This window comes from Actinomycetospora endophytica, assembly GCF_021026375.1.
Taxonomy (GTDB): domain Bacteria; phylum Actinomycetota; class Actinomycetes; order Mycobacteriales; family Pseudonocardiaceae; genus Actinomycetospora; species Actinomycetospora endophytica.
In genome coordinates this window covers 382,478-399,479 of record NZ_JAJNDB010000004.1, presented here as the reverse complement: position 1 = coordinate 399,479, position 17,002 = coordinate 382,478, and the positions used below count along the sequence as shown (strand labels likewise).

Below are 17,002 nucleotides of genomic sequence, written 5' to 3'. Positions count from 1 at the left end.
CTGGAACGGTCAGGATCGCGGGCGTGACCTCCTCCGACGACCTCCCCGCCTCCCGCCCGGACCCGGCCGACCTGCTCTCCGGCACCCCGCTCGAGCAGCTCTCGGTGGACTCGGACGGCACCGAGGACGACGACCCGACGCTGCTCGGCCCCGACGGCAGGCCGGTCGACACCTGGCGCGAGGGCTACCCGTACGACGAGCGCCTCTCGCGTGAGGAGTACGAGCGCCAGAAGCGGCTGTTGCAGATCGAGCTGCTCAAGCTGCAGGCCTGGGTCAAGGAGACCGGCCAGAAGATCGTGCTGCTCTTCGAGGGCCGCGACGCCGCGGGCAAGGGCGGGACGATCAAGCGGTTCACCGAGCACCTGAACCCGCGCGGCACCCGCGTCGTGGCGCTGGAGAAGCCCACCGACCGCGAGCGCACCCAGTGGTACTTCCAGCGCTACATCGTCCACCTGCCCTCGGCCGGCGAGATCGTCCTGTTCGACCGCAGCTGGTACAACCGCGCCGGCGTCGAGCGGGTGATGGGCTACGCCGAGGGCCGCGAGTACATGGAGTTCATGCGCGAGACCCCGGATCTCGAGCGGATGCTCGTCCGCAGCGGCATCCACCTGATGAAGTTCTGGTTCTCGGCCCGCGTCGGTGCTCTTCGAGCACGGCGAGAGCGCAGGCGCCCGGCAGGCGCCGCCGCTGCGGATGTGAGCCCATCAGGTCGCCGACACGACGAATCGGCATCCATGCCGGAGGCTTGAGCCATGGCATCCACGGTGGCCGACCAGCTGGTCGAGGTCCTGATCCAGGCCGGGGTCCGTCGCATCTACGGGCTCGTGGGCGACAGCCTCAACCCGATCGTCGACGCGGTCCGGCGCTCGGGCGGGGCGGCGGACGGCGGGATCGACTGGATCCACGTGCACAACGAGGAGGCCGGCGCGCTGGCCGCCTCGGCCGAGGCCCAGCTGACCGGGCAGCTCGCGGTGTGCGCGGGCAGCTGCGGCCCCGGCAACACCCACCTCGTCAACGGGCTCTACGACGCGCACCGCTCCGGCGCCCCGGTGCTCGCGATCGCCTCGCACATCCCGTCGACCCAGATCGGCACGACCTACTTCCAGGAGACCCACCCGACGGCGCTGTTCACCGAGTGCTCGTCGTGGGTCGAGCTGATCTCCTCGGCGGCGCAGCTGCCGCGCCTGCAGCGGATCGCGATGCAGACCGCGCTGGCCGACGGCGGGGTGTCGGTGATGGTCGTGCCCGGTGACGTGTCCGCCGAGCCGGCCGCGCACCCGACCGGCACCGGGGACCTCGTCGCGCCGTCGTCCGTCGTCGTGCCCGCCCGAGACCGGGTCGAGGCCCTCGCCGAGCACCTCAACCGGGCGCGCACCGTGACGCTGTTCGTCGGCGCCGGCGCGCGGGACGCCCGCGACGAGGTGCTCGCGCTGGCGGAGAGGGTGAAGGCGCCGGTCGGGCACTCGCTGGGCGGCAAGGAGTGGATCCAGTACGACAACCCGTACGACGTCGGGATGAGCGGGCTGCTCGGGTACGGCGCCTGCTACGAGGCGTCCCACGAGGCCGAGCTGCTCGTGCTGCTGGGGACCGACTTCCCCTACGACGGGTTCCTCCCGCAGGCCCACACCGTGCAGGTCGACCGCGACGGCCGCCACCTCGGGCGGCGCTCGGTGCTCGATCTCGGGGTGGAGGGCGACGTCGGCGAGACCCTGCGCGCCGTCCTGCCGCTGCTGACCGAGAAGACCGACCGCGCCTTCCTCGACGAGATGCTGCGCCACCACGCGGACGCGCTCGAGCACGTGGTCGACGCGTACACGACGAAGGTCTCCGAGCGGACGCCGATCCACCCGGAGTACGTCGCGGACGTGCTCGACGACGAGCTCGCCGACGACGCCGTGGTCACCGTCGACACCGGCATGTGCAACGTCTGGGCCGCGCGGTACATCAGCCCCACCGGGCGGCGCCGCATCCTCGGCTCGTTCCGCCACGGGACGATGGCCAACGCGCTCCCCCACGCGATCGGCGCGGCGACCGCGTTCCCGGGGCGCCAGGTGGTGTCGATGTCCGGCGACGGCGGGCTGACGATGCTGCTCGGGGAGCTGCTCACCGCGGCCGAGCACTCGCTGGACCTGTCCGTGGTGGCGTTCAACAACGGTGCGCTCGGGATGATCCGGCTCGAGATGATGGTCGCGGGCTATCCGTCGTTCCAGACCGACCACGGGCCGGCCGACCTCGGGGCGATCGCGTCGGCCGCCGGGCTGCACGCGGTCACCGTCTCCGAGCCGGGCGCGCTCCGGGATGCGCTGCGCGAGGCGCTGGCCCACCGGGGCCCGTCGCTGGTGGACGTGCGCACCGACCCGGACGCGCTCTCCATCCCGCCGCACATCACCGCCGAGCAGGTGCGCGGGTTCGCGCTGGCGGGGATGCGGACGGTGCTCGCGGGCGGGGTCGGGAAGATGATCACCCTGGCCCGCTCGAACCTGCGCTCGGTCCCGCGGCATCCGCTCCGGTAGGTGCGCTTCGCGCTCGTGAGCACTAATTGACGCTATAACGACGATTAGTGCTCACAGGCGCGTCAGCGCACCTCCGTAATGCCTCGGCAAAGAGTTTTCATCCTGGTGCTCAATGCCTTCCCTGCGCCCGGCGAATCAGCTCCGGCGCTACCGGAATGGTGCACTCGGGGCTCGTAACGATCGGCGCGACGGCCGCGATCTGTGAACCGTCGCGGATACCTCCGCGAGAGAAAGTCCGCGCAGTACGGACGAATTCCACCGGATCCGGCGGGGCGGATCCGCGACTCGACGCGGACGGAATGCGCGACCCAGCGAGAGCCGGCGGTTGCGTTTCTGTCCCAGGGAGGAACAGATGACGAGCACGCGCGTGCGACCCCGATACGCGGTGGCGATCCTGCTGGCCGCACTGGCGGCCCTGATCTCCTGGACCGGAGCGGCGCAGGCCGCGTCCGCGCTGGTGTGGCAGTCGGACTTCACCAATGCCGGGTTCAACAACTACAAGTCGACACCGTGGAACGACGTCGGGGCCGCCGCCCCGGTTCTCGTCACCAGTACCGTCAATGCCCCGGCGAAGGCCGCGAGGTTCACCGTCCCGGGCGGCGGGACGCGCTCGGAGATCGAACCGAACGTCGTCAACTTCACCGAGGGCGCGGACTACTACTTCGGTGACTCCTTCACCCTGCCCACGACGTTCCCGGTGAACGAGACCAGCTGGCAGGTCATCACCCAGTGGAAGAACTCCGACGACGGCTCCCCGCCGGAGGAACTGAAGATCGGCCACGGGAACGTGATCCTCGACGGCGGGTACGGCTACCCGACCGGGCCCGCGGGCAGCAAGTACTGGACCCAGACGCTCGCGCCCGCCGCGACCGCCCACCAGACCACGGTGGTGCTGCACATCCACTTCTCGTCGAACCCGACGCTGGGCAGCATCGACGCGTGGGTCAACGGGACCCAGGTCCTCACCGGCTACCACCCCGTCGCGGGCACGCTGTACCCGACGGCGAAGAAGACCAGGGCCAGCACCGCGCAGGCGGCGGCGCAGAAGGCCGCGCTGGCGAAGACGCCGCAGCCGAAGGACACCCCGAAGGAGCCGGCCGCCTCGACCGACACCGTCGTGACCGCGTCCAAGACCTCGTCGCAGTACGACTACTGGAAGATGGGGATGTACCGGGACAACACCCTCACCTCGAACACGGTCTACGACATCGAGAGCGCCCGGTTGGGCACGACCTACGCGGCGGCCGCCGGGTAGGTGCGCTTCGCGCCCGTGAGCACTCAGGGACGCTATGGCGTCAATGAGTGCTCACGGGGCCGTAGGCCACCTATGAGATCTCCTTCAGCCACTTGTGCAGCTTCGGCTTCGTGTAGGCGGTCACCGCGCCCGCGAGCGCCTCGTCGGCGGCCGCGCGCCACGCGCGGGCCTCGGCGTGCAGCACGCCGTAGCTGAAGCTCGGCTCGCCCGCGCGGTGGGCGAGGTCGGCCAGGTCGACCAGCCAGTGCGCGACGGCCTCGCTCGTGCGGCGCTCGTCGAGCGCCCCGGCGAGCGCGTCGGCGGCGTCGCCGAGCTTGCGGGCCTGCTTGCCGAGGACGCCCCGCGTGACCCGGGCCGTCGTCGCCACGGTCGCCGCGGCCGCGGCCACCGATCCGAGGGCCGGCTCGGCCGCGCGGTCCGAGCCCTGGGCCTCGGCGACCGCCGCGTCCGCCGCCTCGCGGGCCGCGGCGTCCGCGTCGGACAGGGCGCGGGCGAGCACCTTGGTCGCGTGCTTGGGCTTGCCGCCGGCGATCGGCGCCGTGAGGACGAGCTGGTCGGCGTGGGCGAGCAGGCTGGTCCACTCGGGCTGGGCCAGCATCGAGGCGACGGCGTCGGCGCGCTCCGAGGTCCGGGCGGCGACGACGATCCCGACCCGGGCGTCGACCGGGCCCTGGCGCAGCGTGGGGTCGAGGTCCTCGACGAGCTCCTCGAGCACGTCGACGGTGCCGTCGAGCGCCCGGGTCTCCTCCACGGTGGACCGTGCCCAGGCGAGCTCGGCGCGCAGCGCCCCCACCTGGCCGCCCTCGATCAGGGACGCGAACCCGGTGACGACGGCGTCGAGGTCGGCGAGAGCGTCCGCGAGGCGCTCGACGTCGAGCCCGTCCGGCCCGGTGACGACCGGGACGTCGTCGTCCGGGGTCTCGTCGGCGGCCGCGGGGACCGTCACCGACGTGCCTTCGTCCTCGTCGGACGCGTCCTCGGGGGTGCCGGCGGGAGGTTCCTCCAGAACGGACGCGGGTTCGGTGTCGGGCTCGACGGCGGCGTGGAGGGCCGCGACCCGATCACGGATCGCGGCGAGGACCAGGGTGGAGGCGGTGACTGTCTTCGGCACGACGCAGGTCTACCCGAACGGCGCCCGGCGCACCGGGACAGCGGGCACCGATCCGACAACGTTCACGATCTCGCCACGTCCTGCCGCTCGTCAGGTCGCGGCCGGCGCGGGTTCTCCTCGCGCGGGCCGGGAGTCCGGCGTCGTCGCCCCGCGGCCGAGGCGCTGCGCGAGCGCGGCGCAGACCATCAGCTGCAGCTGGTGGTAGAGCATCAGCGGCAGCACGATCAGCCCGACGACGGGTCCCGCGAACAGCACGCCCGCCATCGGCAGCCCCGACGCGAGCGACTTCTTCGACCCGCAGAACATGATCGTGATCTGGTCCTCGCGCGGGAGCCCGACGGCCCGGCCCGCGTACCAGGTGAGCACCAGGACGAGGCCGAGCAGCACGATCTCGACGCCGACCAGCGCCAGCAGCGACGTCGCCGAGACGCGGTGCCAGACGCCGTCGACGACGCCCTCGCCGAACGCCGAGTAGACGACCAGCAGGATCGACCCGCGGTCCACGAACCCGAGCACTGTCCGGTGGCGGGCCACGAAGTCGGCGATCCAGGGCCGGGCGAGCTGACCGAGCAGGAACGGCAGCAGCAGCTGCAGGGCGACGTCGAGCACCGCCTGCCCGCTGAACCCGCCCCGCGTCGCCAGCAGCAGCGCCACCAGGAGCGGCGAGGCGATGATGCCGAGCAGGTTCGAGAACGACGCCGCGCAGATCGCCGCCGCGACGTTGCCGCGGGCGACCGAGGTGAACGCGATCGAGCTCTGCACGGTCGAGGGTAGGCAGCACAGGAACGTCAGCCCCGCCGCCAGCTCCGGGGTGAGCACCGTCGGCGCGAGCAGGTGCCCGGCGAGCCCGAGCAGCGGGAACACGACGAAGGTCGCCACGACAACGGTGAGGTGCAACCGCCAGTGCCGCAGCCCCTCCCAGGCGTCGCGTGGGGAGAGCCGGGCGCCGTAGAGGAAGAAGAGCAGCCCGATCGCGACCGTCGTGGCGTGGTCGACGACGACGGTGAACCCGCCGCGCGCGGGCAGCAGGCTCGCGATCGCCACCGTCACCAGCAGCGACACGACGAACGACTGCCGCGACACGAACCCGAGCACCGCTCGCGCGGCCTGTCGCATGCCGTCGTCCTCCCCCGGTGGTCGTCGTCGACCGAGGTCCGAAGCGTACGTAACGATCTCGGACGGGCGGGCCGGACGTGACGACCGGCATCCGCCGTCGTCTTCCCGATCACTGCAGTCCGAGACCGACCACCCCGACGACGGCGCCGAGGAGCGCCGCCGCCGAGCGCACCCGGTGGGCCCGCGTCCACGGCCCGACGAACCGTGCCCAGGCGCCGGGGTCCTCGTCGCGGGCGAGCGCCTCGTTGCGGGGCACGTTCACGGCGAGGGTGACGACGAGGCCCGCGACCTGCGCGATCGCCGCCGCGACGGTGAACGGGCCCGGGTTCGTGACCCCGGCCGCGACGGCCAGCGCCGGCGCGCCGAACAGCAGGGCGAGGAACGACGGCCGCACGATCGCGACGTTGATCCGCCGCATCACGTCCGCGGCCACCTCGTCGGACGACCGATCTCCGGCCCCGACCGGGACGCGGACCCGACGCAGCGCGGGGAGGACGGCCAGGTCGAAGGCGAGGTACACGCCGGCGAGCGCGGCGCCGGCCGTGGGTGCGGCCACCATCAGGATCGTCATGGGTCCGATTCCACGCCCGATCCCCTGGACTCTCCATGATTTCCGGTGCCTTCTCGATACGCGTGCGTCTACCCTGGCGGTCGTGGACGAGATCGCGGGGCTGCTCGACGGTCCGCGGGCCCACGGCGCCTTCCTGCTGCGCTGCGTCCTCGAGCCGCCGTTCGCGGTCCGGATCGAGGACGAGGCGCCGCTGACCGTCGTCGTCGTGACCCGCGGGGCGACGGCGCTCTGCCCGGCCGGGCAACCGGGCGCGACGTACCCGGCCGGCCCGGGCGACGTGATCGTCGTCCGGGGCCCGGAGCCCTACACCGTCACCGACGCGGGTCGCGACGCCCCGGTCCAGGCGGTGATCGGCCCGGACCAGGGCTGCTGGTCACCGCCCGGAACGGCCCGCCCGCCCCACGAGCTCGGGGTGCGCAGCTGGGGGCACGCGCCGGACGCCGCGACCTCGATGCTCGTCGGGACCTACCCGGTCGGCGGCGAGGTGGGGGCGCGGCTGGTCCGCTCGCTGCCGGAGGTGACGGTGCTGTCCCCGGACGACCTGGGCGGCGCGTCGACCGGCCCGCTGGTCGGGCTGCTCGACGCCGAGCTCGACCGGGACGGCGCGGGCCAGGACGTCGTCCTCGACCGGGCGCTCGATCTGCTGCTGGCGACGGTGCTGCGGGCCTGGTTCGCGGGTCCGGCGGCACCGTCGGCGGCGCGGGCGCGCCAGGACCCGGCGATCGGGGCCGCGCTGCGGGCGATGGAGGCCGAGCCGGGTCGGGGCTGGACGGTGGCCGGCCTCGCCCGCGGCGCCGGGCTCTCCCGGGCGGCCTTCGCGCGCCGGTTCGCCGACCGGGTGGGCGAACCGCCGATGGCCTGGCTGACCGACCTCCGGCTCTCCCTCGCCGCGGACCTGCTGCGGGGCACCGACCTGACGGTCGCGACGATCGCCGACCGGGTCGGGTACGCGAGCCCGTTCGCCCTCTCGACCGCGTTCCTGCGCGAGCGCGGGGTGAGACCGACGGCGCTCCGCGCCATGTGAACGAATCCGGTCGTCCGAACGACCACAATCGTTCACATGCGCAGCATCCTGATCACCGGTGGGTCCCGCGGCATCGGCGCCGCCACGGCTCGGCGCGCGGCGGCCGCGGGGTGGGCGGTGTGCCTGACCTACCGCAGCGACCAGGCCGCCGCGTCGTCCGTCGTCGCCGCGATCGAGCGCCACGGCGGGCGTGCCGCGGCGGTGCGCGCGGACGTCGCGGTGGAGGCGGACGTCGTCGCGGCCGTCGAGGCGGCGGCGACGCTGGCGCCGCTCGGGGCGGTCGTCGCCAACGCCGGGATCGTCGGCGAGAAGACGCGGGTGGACGAGCTGACCGTCGAGCGGGTCGAACGGATGCTCACCGCCAACGTGACCGGCACGATCGTCACCTGCCGGGAGGCCGTCCGCCGGCTCTCGACCGCGCACGGCGGCCGGGGCGGCGCGATCGTGCTCGTCTCCTCGGCCGCCTCCCGGCTCGGGTCGCCGGACGAGTACGTGGACTACGCCGCGTCGAAGGCCGCCGTGGACACCCTCGGGATCGGGCTGGCGAAGGAGGTCGCCGACGAGGGCGTGCGGGTCGGCGTCGTGCGGCCGGGGATCATCGACACCGAGATCCACGCGTCCGGAGGGCAGCCGGACCGCGTCGCCCGGCTCGGCCCCGATCTGCCGATGGGACGGGCCGGGACGGCGGACGAGGTCGCGGCGGCGATCGTCTGGCTCGCCTCCGACGAGGCCTCCTACGTCACGGGGAGCATTCTGGACGTTGCAGGCGGTCGATGACGGATCTGGTCAGGCAAGCGCTTACGCGCCTACCCTGGACCCATGAGCGCCGACGCCGCCGCCCAGTCCGCCACGGCCCTGAACCGGGCCACCCTGTCGGAGCTGGAGATCCCGGTGCCGTCCTACGACCGCGACACCCTGCGCGTCGGGATCGTGCACATCGGCGTCGGCGGCTTCCACCGCGCCCATCAGGCCATGTACCTCGACCGCCTCTTCGCCGCCGGGCGGGACCAGGACTGGGCGCTGTGCGGGGTGGGCGTCCTCGACGCCGACCGCGCGATGGGCGAGGTCCTCCACCGCCAGGACGAGCTCTACACGCTCGTCGAGAAGCACGCCGACGGGTCGCGCGCGCCGCGGGTGATCGGCTCGATGGTCGAGTTCCTGGTCGGCCCGGACGACCCCGAGGCCGTGCTCGCCCGCATGACCGACCCGGCCGTGCGCATCGTGAGCCTGACCGTCACCGAGGGCGGCTACCACGTCAACACCGCCACCGGCGAGTTCGACCCGTCCGAGGCCGCGGTCGCCCACGACATCGCGAGCCCGGTCGACGACGCCCCGACGAGCGCCTTCGGCTACCTGGTCGAGGCGCTGCGCCGTCGTCGCGCGGACGGCAATCCGCCGTTCACCGTGATGAGCTGCGACAACATCGCCGGCAACGGCGACGTCGCGCACCGGATGATCACCGCGTTCGCCCGGCTGCGCGACGACGCACTGGGGACCGACCTCGCCGCCTGGATCGAGCGCGAGGTGCCGTTCCCGAACTCGATGGTCGACCGGATCACGCCGCGAACCACCGACGCCGACCGCGCCGAGCTCGCGGAGCGCTTCGGCGTCGACGACGGCTGGCCCGTGGTGTGCGAGCCGTTCTGCCAGTGGGTCCTCGAGGACACGTTCGTCTCCGGTCGTCCCGCGTTCGACGAGGCCGGGGTGCAGGTCGTCGCCGACGTCGAGCCCTACGAGCTGATGAAGCTGCGCCTGCTCAACGCCTCGCACCAGGCGATCGCCTACCTCGGCTACCTCGCCGGGTTCCGCTACGCCCACGAGGTGTGCGCCGACGACGAGTTCGTGCGCTTCGTCCGCGGCTACATGGACGACGAGGCCACCCCGACGCTGCTCCCGGTGCCCGGTGTCGACCTCGACGAGTACAAGTCGACCCTGATCTCCCGCTTCGCGAACCCGGAGATCCGCGACACCCTGGCGCGGCTCGCGGCCGAGTCGTCGGACCGCATCCCGCCGTGGCTGGTCCCGGTGATCCGCAAGAACCTCGAGAACGGCGGCGAGGTCGAGCGCTCCGCCCTGATCGTCGCCGCATGGGCCCGCTACGCGGAGGGCGTCGACGAGGACGGCGCGCCCATCGAGGTCGTCGACACCGGCCGCGCCGAGGACCGCATCGCCGCGGCCCGCCGCTACCCGGACGAGCCGCTGGCGTTCCTCGAGGACCGCTCGCTGTTCGGCGATCTCGTCGACGACGAGCGCTTCACCGCGGCGTACCGGCGCCACCTCGACCGGCTCCACACCGACGGCGCCCGGGCGGCACTGCAGGCGGTGCTCGCCGGGGCCTGACGCCGCTGCCGGGGTTGCGTTGATCATCAGCACACGGCGCAGCCAACGAGGCGCCGCAGCCTGCGAGATGTGCCCCTCGCCCGCCGTCCTACCGGCCGACGAGGTGTGCGGCAGGCCACCCCAACTGCGCAAGCAGAGTGCTTGCACGAGTTAGCACTCGTGCTAGCGTCGTTCGTAGCCGTTCCGCAGGAGGTCGATCAGATGTCGGGGGTCGAGGGCGTCGACAAGGCGCTCGGGCAGGCCGTCGAGGACATCGGGGGCTACATCCGTCGCCAGCGTGAGTCCGCGCAGGTATCCATGCGCCAGCTCGCGAAGGTCGCCGGAATCTCGAACCCGTACCTGAGTCAGATCGAGCGCGGACTGCGCAAGCCCTCCGCCGAGATCCTCTCCCAGATCGCGACCGGTCTGCGGATCTCCGCCGAGGTGCTGTACGTGAGGGCCGGGTTCCTCGAGCAGCGTCAAGGATCGGCGGTGCTCGACTCGCTCGCCTGCGACCCCGACCTCACGGATCGCCAGAAGCAGGTCCTGCACGACATCTACGAGTCGTTCCGGCGCGAGAACCGAGCCGCCGGGACCTCCGGCGAGACATCTCCAGGGTCGACGACGACGTCGCCCGCCGGCTCCGGCTCCGGTGCCACGGACGGGACGGCAGCGCTCGCCGTCGCGCCCGACCTCACTCGTCTCACGACCGACCAGGAGTGATCATCATGGCCGTCACCTTCCCCACCAAGTTCGACGTCCGCGAGGCCCGCGACCAGGCCAACAAGCTCGCCTCCGAGGCGTGGGACCCGTTCCGCACGCCGTCGCTGGCGCTGCTCGGCCTCGGTGACTACGCCGTGGCGAGCGCCCAGGAGGCCTTCTCCAAGGTCCAGTCCGGCGCCACCGAGGTCCAGGCCCGCGTCGAGGACCTGCCCTCGGAGCTGCAGGAGCTGCGCCACAAGCTGACCGCCGAGGACTTCCGCAAGCTGGCCGACAGCTACGTCAAGGCCGTCCGCGGCGTCTACGACGACCTCGTCAAGCGCGGCACCGGCGCCTACTCGAAGATCAAGGCGCAGCCGCAGGTCAAGCAGGCCATCAGCACCGTCGACTCGGTCTCCACCGAGATCGAGGGGCGCCTCGAGGACACCGTCGAGGAGGTCCGGGTGCGCGGCGAGAGCGTGCTGGCCGGGGTCACCAAGCAGACCCGCTCGGTCGGTGAGCGGGCCGCGCGCTACACCCAGCAGGTCACCGGGCAGGCCGCCGAGGTGCTGACCGAGACCAGCACCGAGGTCGCCGCCGAGGTCAAGGAGGCCGGCGACGAGCTCGCGTCCGAGACCCGCAGCGCCGCCCGCAAGACCGCGGCCAAGACCGCCCCGAAGAAGCAGGGCCCGAAGAACGCGCCGAAGTCCGCCGCGACCACCGAGGCCGACAAGCGCGCCCCGAAGAGCTGACGCTCCCCGCTCCGGCACCGGCCCCGTCGCCACCTCCGAGGTGGTGACGGGGCCGTCGTCGTGCTCAGCCCGGCAGGCGCTCCCCGGAGGACGCGTCGAAGGAGTGCACCGCGTCCGGGTTCACCCGCAGCGCGATCGTGTCGCCGTACCGCACGGTGGTCCGGCCCGGTCCGCGGACGACGAGCGTGGTCGACTCGTCCTCGGCCATGTGCGCGTAGAGGTAGGACTCGCTGCCGAGCTCCTCGACGACGTCGACGACCGCCTTGATTCCGGAGCCCACCCCCTCGGCGTCGAGCGAGAGGTCCTCCGGCCGCACGCCCACCGTCACGGTCTCCGCGGAGCCGGCCGCGTCACGGACCGCCCGGGACAGCGGCACCTCGGTCCCGCCGAGCGTGACGCCGTCCCCGGAGCGACGCAGGTCGAGCAGGTTCATCGCCGGTGAGCCGATGAACCCGGCGACGAACGCGTTGACCGGGTGGTCGTAGAGCTCGGACGGCGTCGCGTACTGCTGCAGTTGTCCGTCGCGCAGCACCGCCACCCGGTCGCCCATGGTCATGGCCTCGACCTGGTCGTGGGTGACGTACACGGTCGAGACCTCGAGCCGGTTCTGCAGCGACGCGATCTGCGAGCGGGTCTGCACGCGCATCTTCGCGTCGAGGTTGGACAGCGGCTCGTCCATGAGGAACACCCGCGGTTCCCGGACGATCGCGCGCCCCATCGCCACCCGCTGCCGCTGCCCGCCGGAGAGCGCCTTGGGTTTGCGGTCGAGGTACTCGGTGAGCCCGAGCAGCTCGGCGGCGTCGGCCACCCGCTTCGACTGCTCCGCCTTGCCCATCCCGCGCATCTTCAGCGGGAACGCCATGTTGTCGCGCACCGTCTTCGCCGGGTAGAGCGCGTAGCTCTGGAACACCATCGCGATGTCCCGGTCCTTCGACGGCACGTCCACCACGTCACGGCCGTCGATGCGCACGCTGCCCGCGTCGATCGGCTCGAGGCCGGCGAGCATCCGCAGCGCCGTCGACTTCCCGGACCCGGACGGACCGACCAGGACGACGAGCTCGCCGTCGGTGACCGTCAGGTCGAGCTTGTCGACGGCAGGCTTCGCCCCGGGCGTGTAGATCCGCGAGGCCTGGTCGAACACCACTTCCGCCATGTCGGTATCCCCTTACTTCACGGCGCCGAACGACAGGCCCTGCACCAGCTTGTTCTGGGCGAACCAGCCCGCGAGGACCACCGGCAGCGCCGCGAGCGTCGCCGCCGCGGAGAGCCGGGCCCAGTACAGGCCCTCGGAGGTGATGAACCCGACGAGGAACACCGGCACGGTGCCGGCGTTCGCGGCGGTCAGGTTCACCGCGAAGAAGAACTCGTTCCACGCGAAGATCACGCAGATCAGCGCGGTGGCGAAGATGCCGGGCGAGATGATCGGCAGCACCACCTCGCGCAGCGTGCGCCCCAGCGACGCCCCGTCGATCGAGGCCGCCTCGAGCAGCTCCGTCGGGACCTCGAGGAAGAACGAGCGCATCATCCACACCGCGATGGGCAGGTTCATCGCGGTGTAGAGGACGACCAGGGTCCAGATGTTGTCCAGCGCCCGGATCTCGTTGACGACGACGTAGATCGGGACGATCGCCGCGACGACCGGCAGCATCTTCGTGGAGATGAAGAAGAACAGGACGTCCTGCGTCTTCTCCACCGGCCGCAGCGAGAGGGCGAAGGCGGCCGGGGTGGCGAGCACGAGCACGAGCGCGGTGGAGATCGCCGTCGCGCCGAGCGAGTTCGCGAGGTACGGCCCGATCCCCGCGTCGAAGACCGCCCGGAACTGCTCGAGGGTCGGCGAGAAGATCAGCGTCGGCGGGTCGGTGTAAGCGGCGTTCTCCGACTTGAACGCCGTGAGGACCATCCACAGCACCGGGAAGAAGAACCCGATCGCGACGATCCACGTCAGCGTCGTCAGCAGCACCGGGCCGACCCGGGACGGCCGGCGCGGACCCTCGGTCCGCGCGGGCGCGCTCGTCGTCGGGGCGTCCTCGATCGTCGCGGCCATCAGCTCTCACTCCCGGCAGCACCGAAGGAACGGAAGACGAGACGCAACGCGAACGTCGCGACGATGATCGTCAGCACGACCACGACGACGCCCATCGCGGCCGACTGCCCGATGTCGAAGCCGAGGAACGCGCGCTGGTAGATGTAGAAGGGCAGGTTCGCCGACGCCGTGCCCGGCCCGCCCTGGGTGATCATGTAGACGGCGTCGAAGGTGTTCACCAGGTAGATCGCGCCGAGCACGATCCCCAGCTCCAGGAAGCGCCGCAGGTGCGGCAGCGTCAGCTCGGTGAAGATCGCCCAGGCGCCGGCGCCGTCGACGCGGGCCGCCTCGACCTGGTCGCCGGGCATCGACTGCAGGCCCGCGAGCAGCAGCAGCATCATGAACGGTGTCCACTGCCAGACCAGCGCCGCCATCACCGAGGCCAGCGGGTACTCGGAGACCCAGTCGATGGTCTGCCCGCCGAGCACGAAGTTGATCAGCCCGTAGGTGGGGTCGAGCAGCGTCGTCTTCCACAGCAGCGCGGCCGCGACGGGCGTGATGAGGAACGGCGTCACCAGCAGCGTCCGGACGACGCCCCGGCCGATGAAGTGCCGATTCAGCAGCAGCGCCAGCAGCAGCCCCAGGATCACCGCGATGATCACGGAGCCGAGCGTCATGATGATCGTGTTGAGCGCGACGCCGCGGAACTGCGAGTCCGCGAACACGCTCACGTAGTTCTCGAACCACACGAAGTGCTGCGAGCCCGGCCGCACCAGGTTCCAGGACTGCAGCGAGTAGTAGATCGTCAGCAGGAACGGGATCTGCGTGACGACGATCGTGAACACGAGGGCCGGGAGCAGCGGCGCGCGCCGCACCCATCCCTCGGACCGGGCGGACCGGGTCCGTGGGGCGCCGGGTGCCGGTGGCGGACCCGACGGGGTGGCAGGCCGTTCCAGAGTTGTGGTCACTGGTAGCTCTCCCCCACCGTCGACGCGTACTCCTGGGACTGCTCGAGCGCCTGCCGCACCGTCTTCTGCCCGGCGATGGCGGCACTGAGCTGCTGGCTGACGCGGGTGCCGAGGTCCTGGAACTCGGGGATGCGCAGGAACTGCACGCCCTGGTACGGCACCGGCTGCACGGTCGGCTGCTGCGGGTTCGCCGACTGGATCGCGTTCAGCACGGTCGGGCCGAACGCCGCGGCGGCCTGCTGGTACTGCGGGATCTGGTAGGTCGAGAGCCGCGACCCCGGCGGGAGCGAGGTCCAGCCGAGCTGGGTGCCGACCCGCTGCATGTACTGCTTCGAGGTCATCCAGCTCATGAACTTCCAGGTCGCGTCCTTGCGCGGGGACGTCTTCGGGATCGCCAGCGACCAGGTGTAGAGCCAGCCGGAGCTGGGGGTGGCGACGACGGGTGCCGGCGCGAAGCCGACCCTCCCGACGACGGTGGACTCGTCGGGGTTCTCGACGGTGCCCGCCGCGGACGTCGCGTCGTACCACATCGCCGCGTTGCCCTGGCCGAACTGGGTGCCGCACTCCGAGAAGCCGGCCTGCGCGGCGCCGGGCTCGCCGTAGTTGCGCACCAGGTCGACGTAGAACTGCGACGCCTGCTCGAACTGCGGGCTGGTGAGCTGGGCGTTCCACTGCGGGTCGTACCAGCGGCCGCCGAAGGTGTTCACGACGGTGTTGAACGGGGCCATCATCTCGCCCCAGCCCGGCTTGCCGCGCAGGCAGATGCCGGCCTTCCCCTTCGACTTGTCGGTGAGTCTGGCGGCCATGTCCGCGACCTGCTGCCAGGTCGGGTTGGCGGGCATCGTGAGGCCGGCCTGCGCGAAGAGGTCGGTGCGGTACATGAGGAACGACGACTCGCCGTAGAACGGCACCGCGTACATGTGGCCCTGGTAGGAGAGCGAGTTGCGGACCGAGGGCACGAAGTCGGCCGCGTCGTAGCCCGGCGTCGCGTCGACCATCGGCTGCAGGTCGGTGAGCCAGCCGTTCTGCGCCCACTGCGGGGTCTCGTAGTTCGAGATCATGACGGCGTCGAACTCGCCGCCGCCGGTCGCGACGCTGGCGGTGATCTTGGCGCGCGCCTCGTTCTCCGAGAGCGAGACGAACCGCAGCCGGATGCCCGGGTTCTCCGCCTCGAACTGGGGCGCGAGCTTGATCGCATCCTCCATCTGAGGATTGGACACGATCGCGACGGTCACCGTCTGTGCACCGGCCTCACCGCCCAGCGCCCCGGCGCCGGAGCACCCCGCGACCATCCCGAGCAGCGCCACCCCGAGCAGCGCGAGGAGGAACCGCGCCCGTCCGAGCCGCCTCGGCGTCACTGCCTCGTCCGGTGCCCTGCGTCGCACGCCGCCTCCCGAGCCGCTGGAGTCGAACCCCGCCGATGAGTGACGTGCTTCACGTCGTCGTCACGTCGGGCGACGGTAGGACCGCGAACCGTGTCCGCGCAAGCGCTTGACCGAACTTGGAGGCAGGATTCCGGCGTGCGACACGATGTGTCGCCCCGAGATGATCGGAACCCTGACAATCGACAGGGGCATGATGCCCAGCGGCGCGCCCACGGGGGCGGAGACGGGAGGTCCAGCGGTGGTCACGATGGCCGATGTCGCTCGTCGGGCCGGCGTCTCGACCGCGACCGTGTCGCACGTCCTCAACAACACGAGAGCGGTGAGTGACGACACCAAGGCCGCCGTCCTCGCCGCCGTCGAGGAGACGGCGTACACCCCGAACACCGTCGCGCGCTCGCTCGCGACCTCCCGCACGACGACGATCGGCCTCGTCCTGTCGGCGATCTCCAACCCCTACTTCGGCGAGCTGCTCTCCGCCGCGGAGAGCGCCGCGGCCGCGGCCGGGTACACGCTGCTGCTGGTCGATCCGCACGAGGACCCGGAGTACGAGCGCACCGTCGTGGCCCGGCTGCACCACCACCGCGTCGACGGCGTGGTCCTCGCCCCGTCGGCGCAGCCGGACTCGGCGCTCGAGTACCTCGCGCGCCACGCGGTGCCCGCGGTCCTGCTCGACCGGCTCCTCACCGGCGGACTGGCGGCCGGGCTCGACCAGGTCGGCAGCGAGAACCGGGAGGCCACCGCGACCCTGACGCGGCACCTGGTGGAGCACGGGCACCGCCGGATCGCGCTGATCGAGGGACTGGCCGGGCTCTCCACCACCGACGAACGCCGCGACGGCTTCGCCCGGGCGCTGGCGGACGCCGGGATCGAGCGCGACCCGGCCCTCGAGGTGTCCGGCGAGTCGGCCACCGAGCCCGCGCGCGCCGCGATGGCCGCCCTGCTGGCGAGCCCGGAGCCGCCCACCGCCGTCGTCGCCGGGAACAACAGCATGACGATCGGGGTGATCGGGGCGCTGCGCGACGCCGGGGCCCGGGTCCCGGACGACGTCGCGGTGGTCGCCTTCGACGACTTCGCCTGGGCGGATCTGTTCGAGCCCCGGCTGACCGCGATGGCACAACCCTTCGCCCGGATCGCCTCCGAGGCGGTGCGCCTGCTGCTGCGCCGGCAGGCCCAGCCGGACGCCCCGGTCGAGGTGCTGCGCCTGCCGCCGTCGTTCATGGTCCGGGAGTCCTGCGGGTGCCCTGCGGGCTCGTGAGCCCTATCGGC

The 17,002-nt window shown here is 72.1% G+C and carries 15 protein-coding genes and 1 pseudogene; 9 read left to right on the top strand and 7 right to left on the bottom strand.

The genetic code is table 11. The features are described 5' to 3' along the window. Window positions 1-71 precede the first annotated feature (71 nt). The 3 genes and pseudogenes from LQ327_RS20070 to LQ327_RS20060 form a co-directional block, all read left to right on the top strand. Window positions 72-656: pseudogene (locus LQ327_RS20070) on the top strand (polyphosphate kinase 2 family protein); the annotation flags it as partial. A 96-nt stretch (window positions 657-752) separates the two neighbouring features. Then, window positions 753-2,513 (top strand): pyruvate dehydrogenase, encoded by a 1,761-nt coding sequence (locus tag LQ327_RS20065; RefSeq protein WP_230736978.1) that lies wholly within the window; start codon window positions 753-755, stop codon window positions 2,511-2,513. A 352-nt stretch (window positions 2,514-2,865) separates the two neighbouring features. Further along, on the top strand, window positions 2,866-3,768 hold the full coding sequence (locus LQ327_RS20060) for a heparin lyase I family protein (RefSeq protein ID WP_230736977.1): 903 nt from the start codon (window positions 2,866-2,868) through the stop codon (window positions 3,766-3,768). Between the two features lie 70 nt (window positions 3,769-3,838). Here the strand turns inward: LQ327_RS20060 and LQ327_RS20055 are convergent, their stop codons facing one another. The 3 genes from LQ327_RS20055 to LQ327_RS20045 form a co-directional block, all read right to left on the bottom strand. Then, entirely contained in the window at window positions 3,839-4,879 is a 1,041-nt protein-coding gene (locus LQ327_RS20055) for a CHAD domain-containing protein (RefSeq protein ID WP_230736975.1), read from the bottom strand. Window positions 4,880-4,969: 90 nt separating this feature from the next. Next, entirely contained in the window at window positions 4,970-5,995 is a 1,026-nt protein-coding gene (locus tag LQ327_RS20050; protein ID WP_230736973.1) for a bile acid:sodium symporter family protein, read from the bottom strand. A gap of 109 nt (window positions 5,996-6,104) precedes the next feature. Beyond that, complete coding sequence (locus LQ327_RS20045; RefSeq protein WP_230736971.1) at window positions 6,105-6,566, bottom strand: anthrone oxygenase family protein; 462 nt, start codon at window positions 6,564-6,566, stop codon at window positions 6,105-6,107. 82 nt (window positions 6,567-6,648) lie between these two features. Between LQ327_RS20045 and LQ327_RS20040 the strand changes: the two genes are divergently transcribed. From LQ327_RS20040 to LQ327_RS20020, 5 genes are all read left to right on the top strand, one after another. Beyond that, window positions 6,649-7,590, top strand: a complete 942-nt coding sequence (locus LQ327_RS20040; protein ID WP_230736969.1) for an AraC family transcriptional regulator — start codon at window positions 6,649-6,651, stop codon at window positions 7,588-7,590. A gap of 36 nt (window positions 7,591-7,626) precedes the next feature. Beyond that, window positions 7,627-8,367 (top strand): SDR family oxidoreductase, encoded by a 741-nt coding sequence (locus LQ327_RS20035; protein WP_230736966.1) that lies wholly within the window; start codon window positions 7,627-7,629, stop codon window positions 8,365-8,367. Between the two features lie 42 nt (window positions 8,368-8,409). Further along, window positions 8,410-9,930: a mannitol dehydrogenase family protein gene (locus LQ327_RS20030; protein WP_230736964.1), complete on the top strand. Its 1,521-nt coding sequence runs from the start codon at window positions 8,410-8,412 to the stop codon at window positions 9,928-9,930. A 201-nt stretch (window positions 9,931-10,131) separates the two neighbouring features. Further along, on the top strand, window positions 10,132-10,632 hold the full coding sequence (locus LQ327_RS20025) for a helix-turn-helix domain-containing protein (protein ID WP_230736962.1): 501 nt from the start codon (window positions 10,132-10,134) through the stop codon (window positions 10,630-10,632). A gap of 5 nt (window positions 10,633-10,637) precedes the next feature. Next, window positions 10,638-11,360 (top strand): hypothetical protein, encoded by a 723-nt coding sequence (locus LQ327_RS20020; protein WP_230736960.1) that lies wholly within the window; start codon window positions 10,638-10,640, stop codon window positions 11,358-11,360. A 64-nt stretch (window positions 11,361-11,424) separates the two neighbouring features. Here the strand turns inward: LQ327_RS20020 and LQ327_RS20015 are convergent, their stop codons facing one another. The 4 genes from LQ327_RS20015 to LQ327_RS20000 are packed head-to-tail and all read right to left on the bottom strand — an operon-like array spanning window position 11,425 to window position 15,643. Next, window positions 11,425-12,513: an ABC transporter ATP-binding protein gene (locus LQ327_RS20015; protein WP_230736958.1), complete on the bottom strand. Its 1,089-nt coding sequence runs from the start codon at window positions 12,511-12,513 to the stop codon at window positions 11,425-11,427. A 12-nt stretch (window positions 12,514-12,525) separates the two neighbouring features. Then, the gene (locus tag LQ327_RS20010; RefSeq protein WP_230736956.1) at window positions 12,526-13,404 is read right to left on the bottom strand and encodes a carbohydrate ABC transporter permease; all 879 of its coding nucleotides are present in this window, start codon (window positions 13,402-13,404) and stop codon (window positions 12,526-12,528) included. Beyond that, window positions 13,404-14,351, bottom strand: a complete 948-nt coding sequence (locus LQ327_RS20005) for a carbohydrate ABC transporter permease (RefSeq protein WP_230736954.1) — start codon at window positions 14,349-14,351, stop codon at window positions 13,404-13,406. The genes LQ327_RS20010 and LQ327_RS20005 overlap by 1 nt, the downstream gene beginning before the upstream one ends. Next, the gene (locus tag LQ327_RS20000; RefSeq protein WP_230737509.1) at window positions 14,348-15,643 is read right to left on the bottom strand and encodes an ABC transporter substrate-binding protein; all 1,296 of its coding nucleotides are present in this window, start codon (window positions 15,641-15,643) and stop codon (window positions 14,348-14,350) included. Before LQ327_RS20000 ends, LQ327_RS20005 begins: the two co-directional genes overlap by 4 nt. A gap of 340 nt (window positions 15,644-15,983) precedes the next feature. Here LQ327_RS20000 and LQ327_RS19995 point away from each other — a divergent pair, with 340 nt between their 5' ends. Next, window positions 15,984-16,991, top strand: a complete 1,008-nt coding sequence (locus LQ327_RS19995; RefSeq protein ID WP_230736951.1) for a LacI family DNA-binding transcriptional regulator — start codon at window positions 15,984-15,986, stop codon at window positions 16,989-16,991. Window positions 16,992-17,002: the final 11 nt, after the last annotated feature.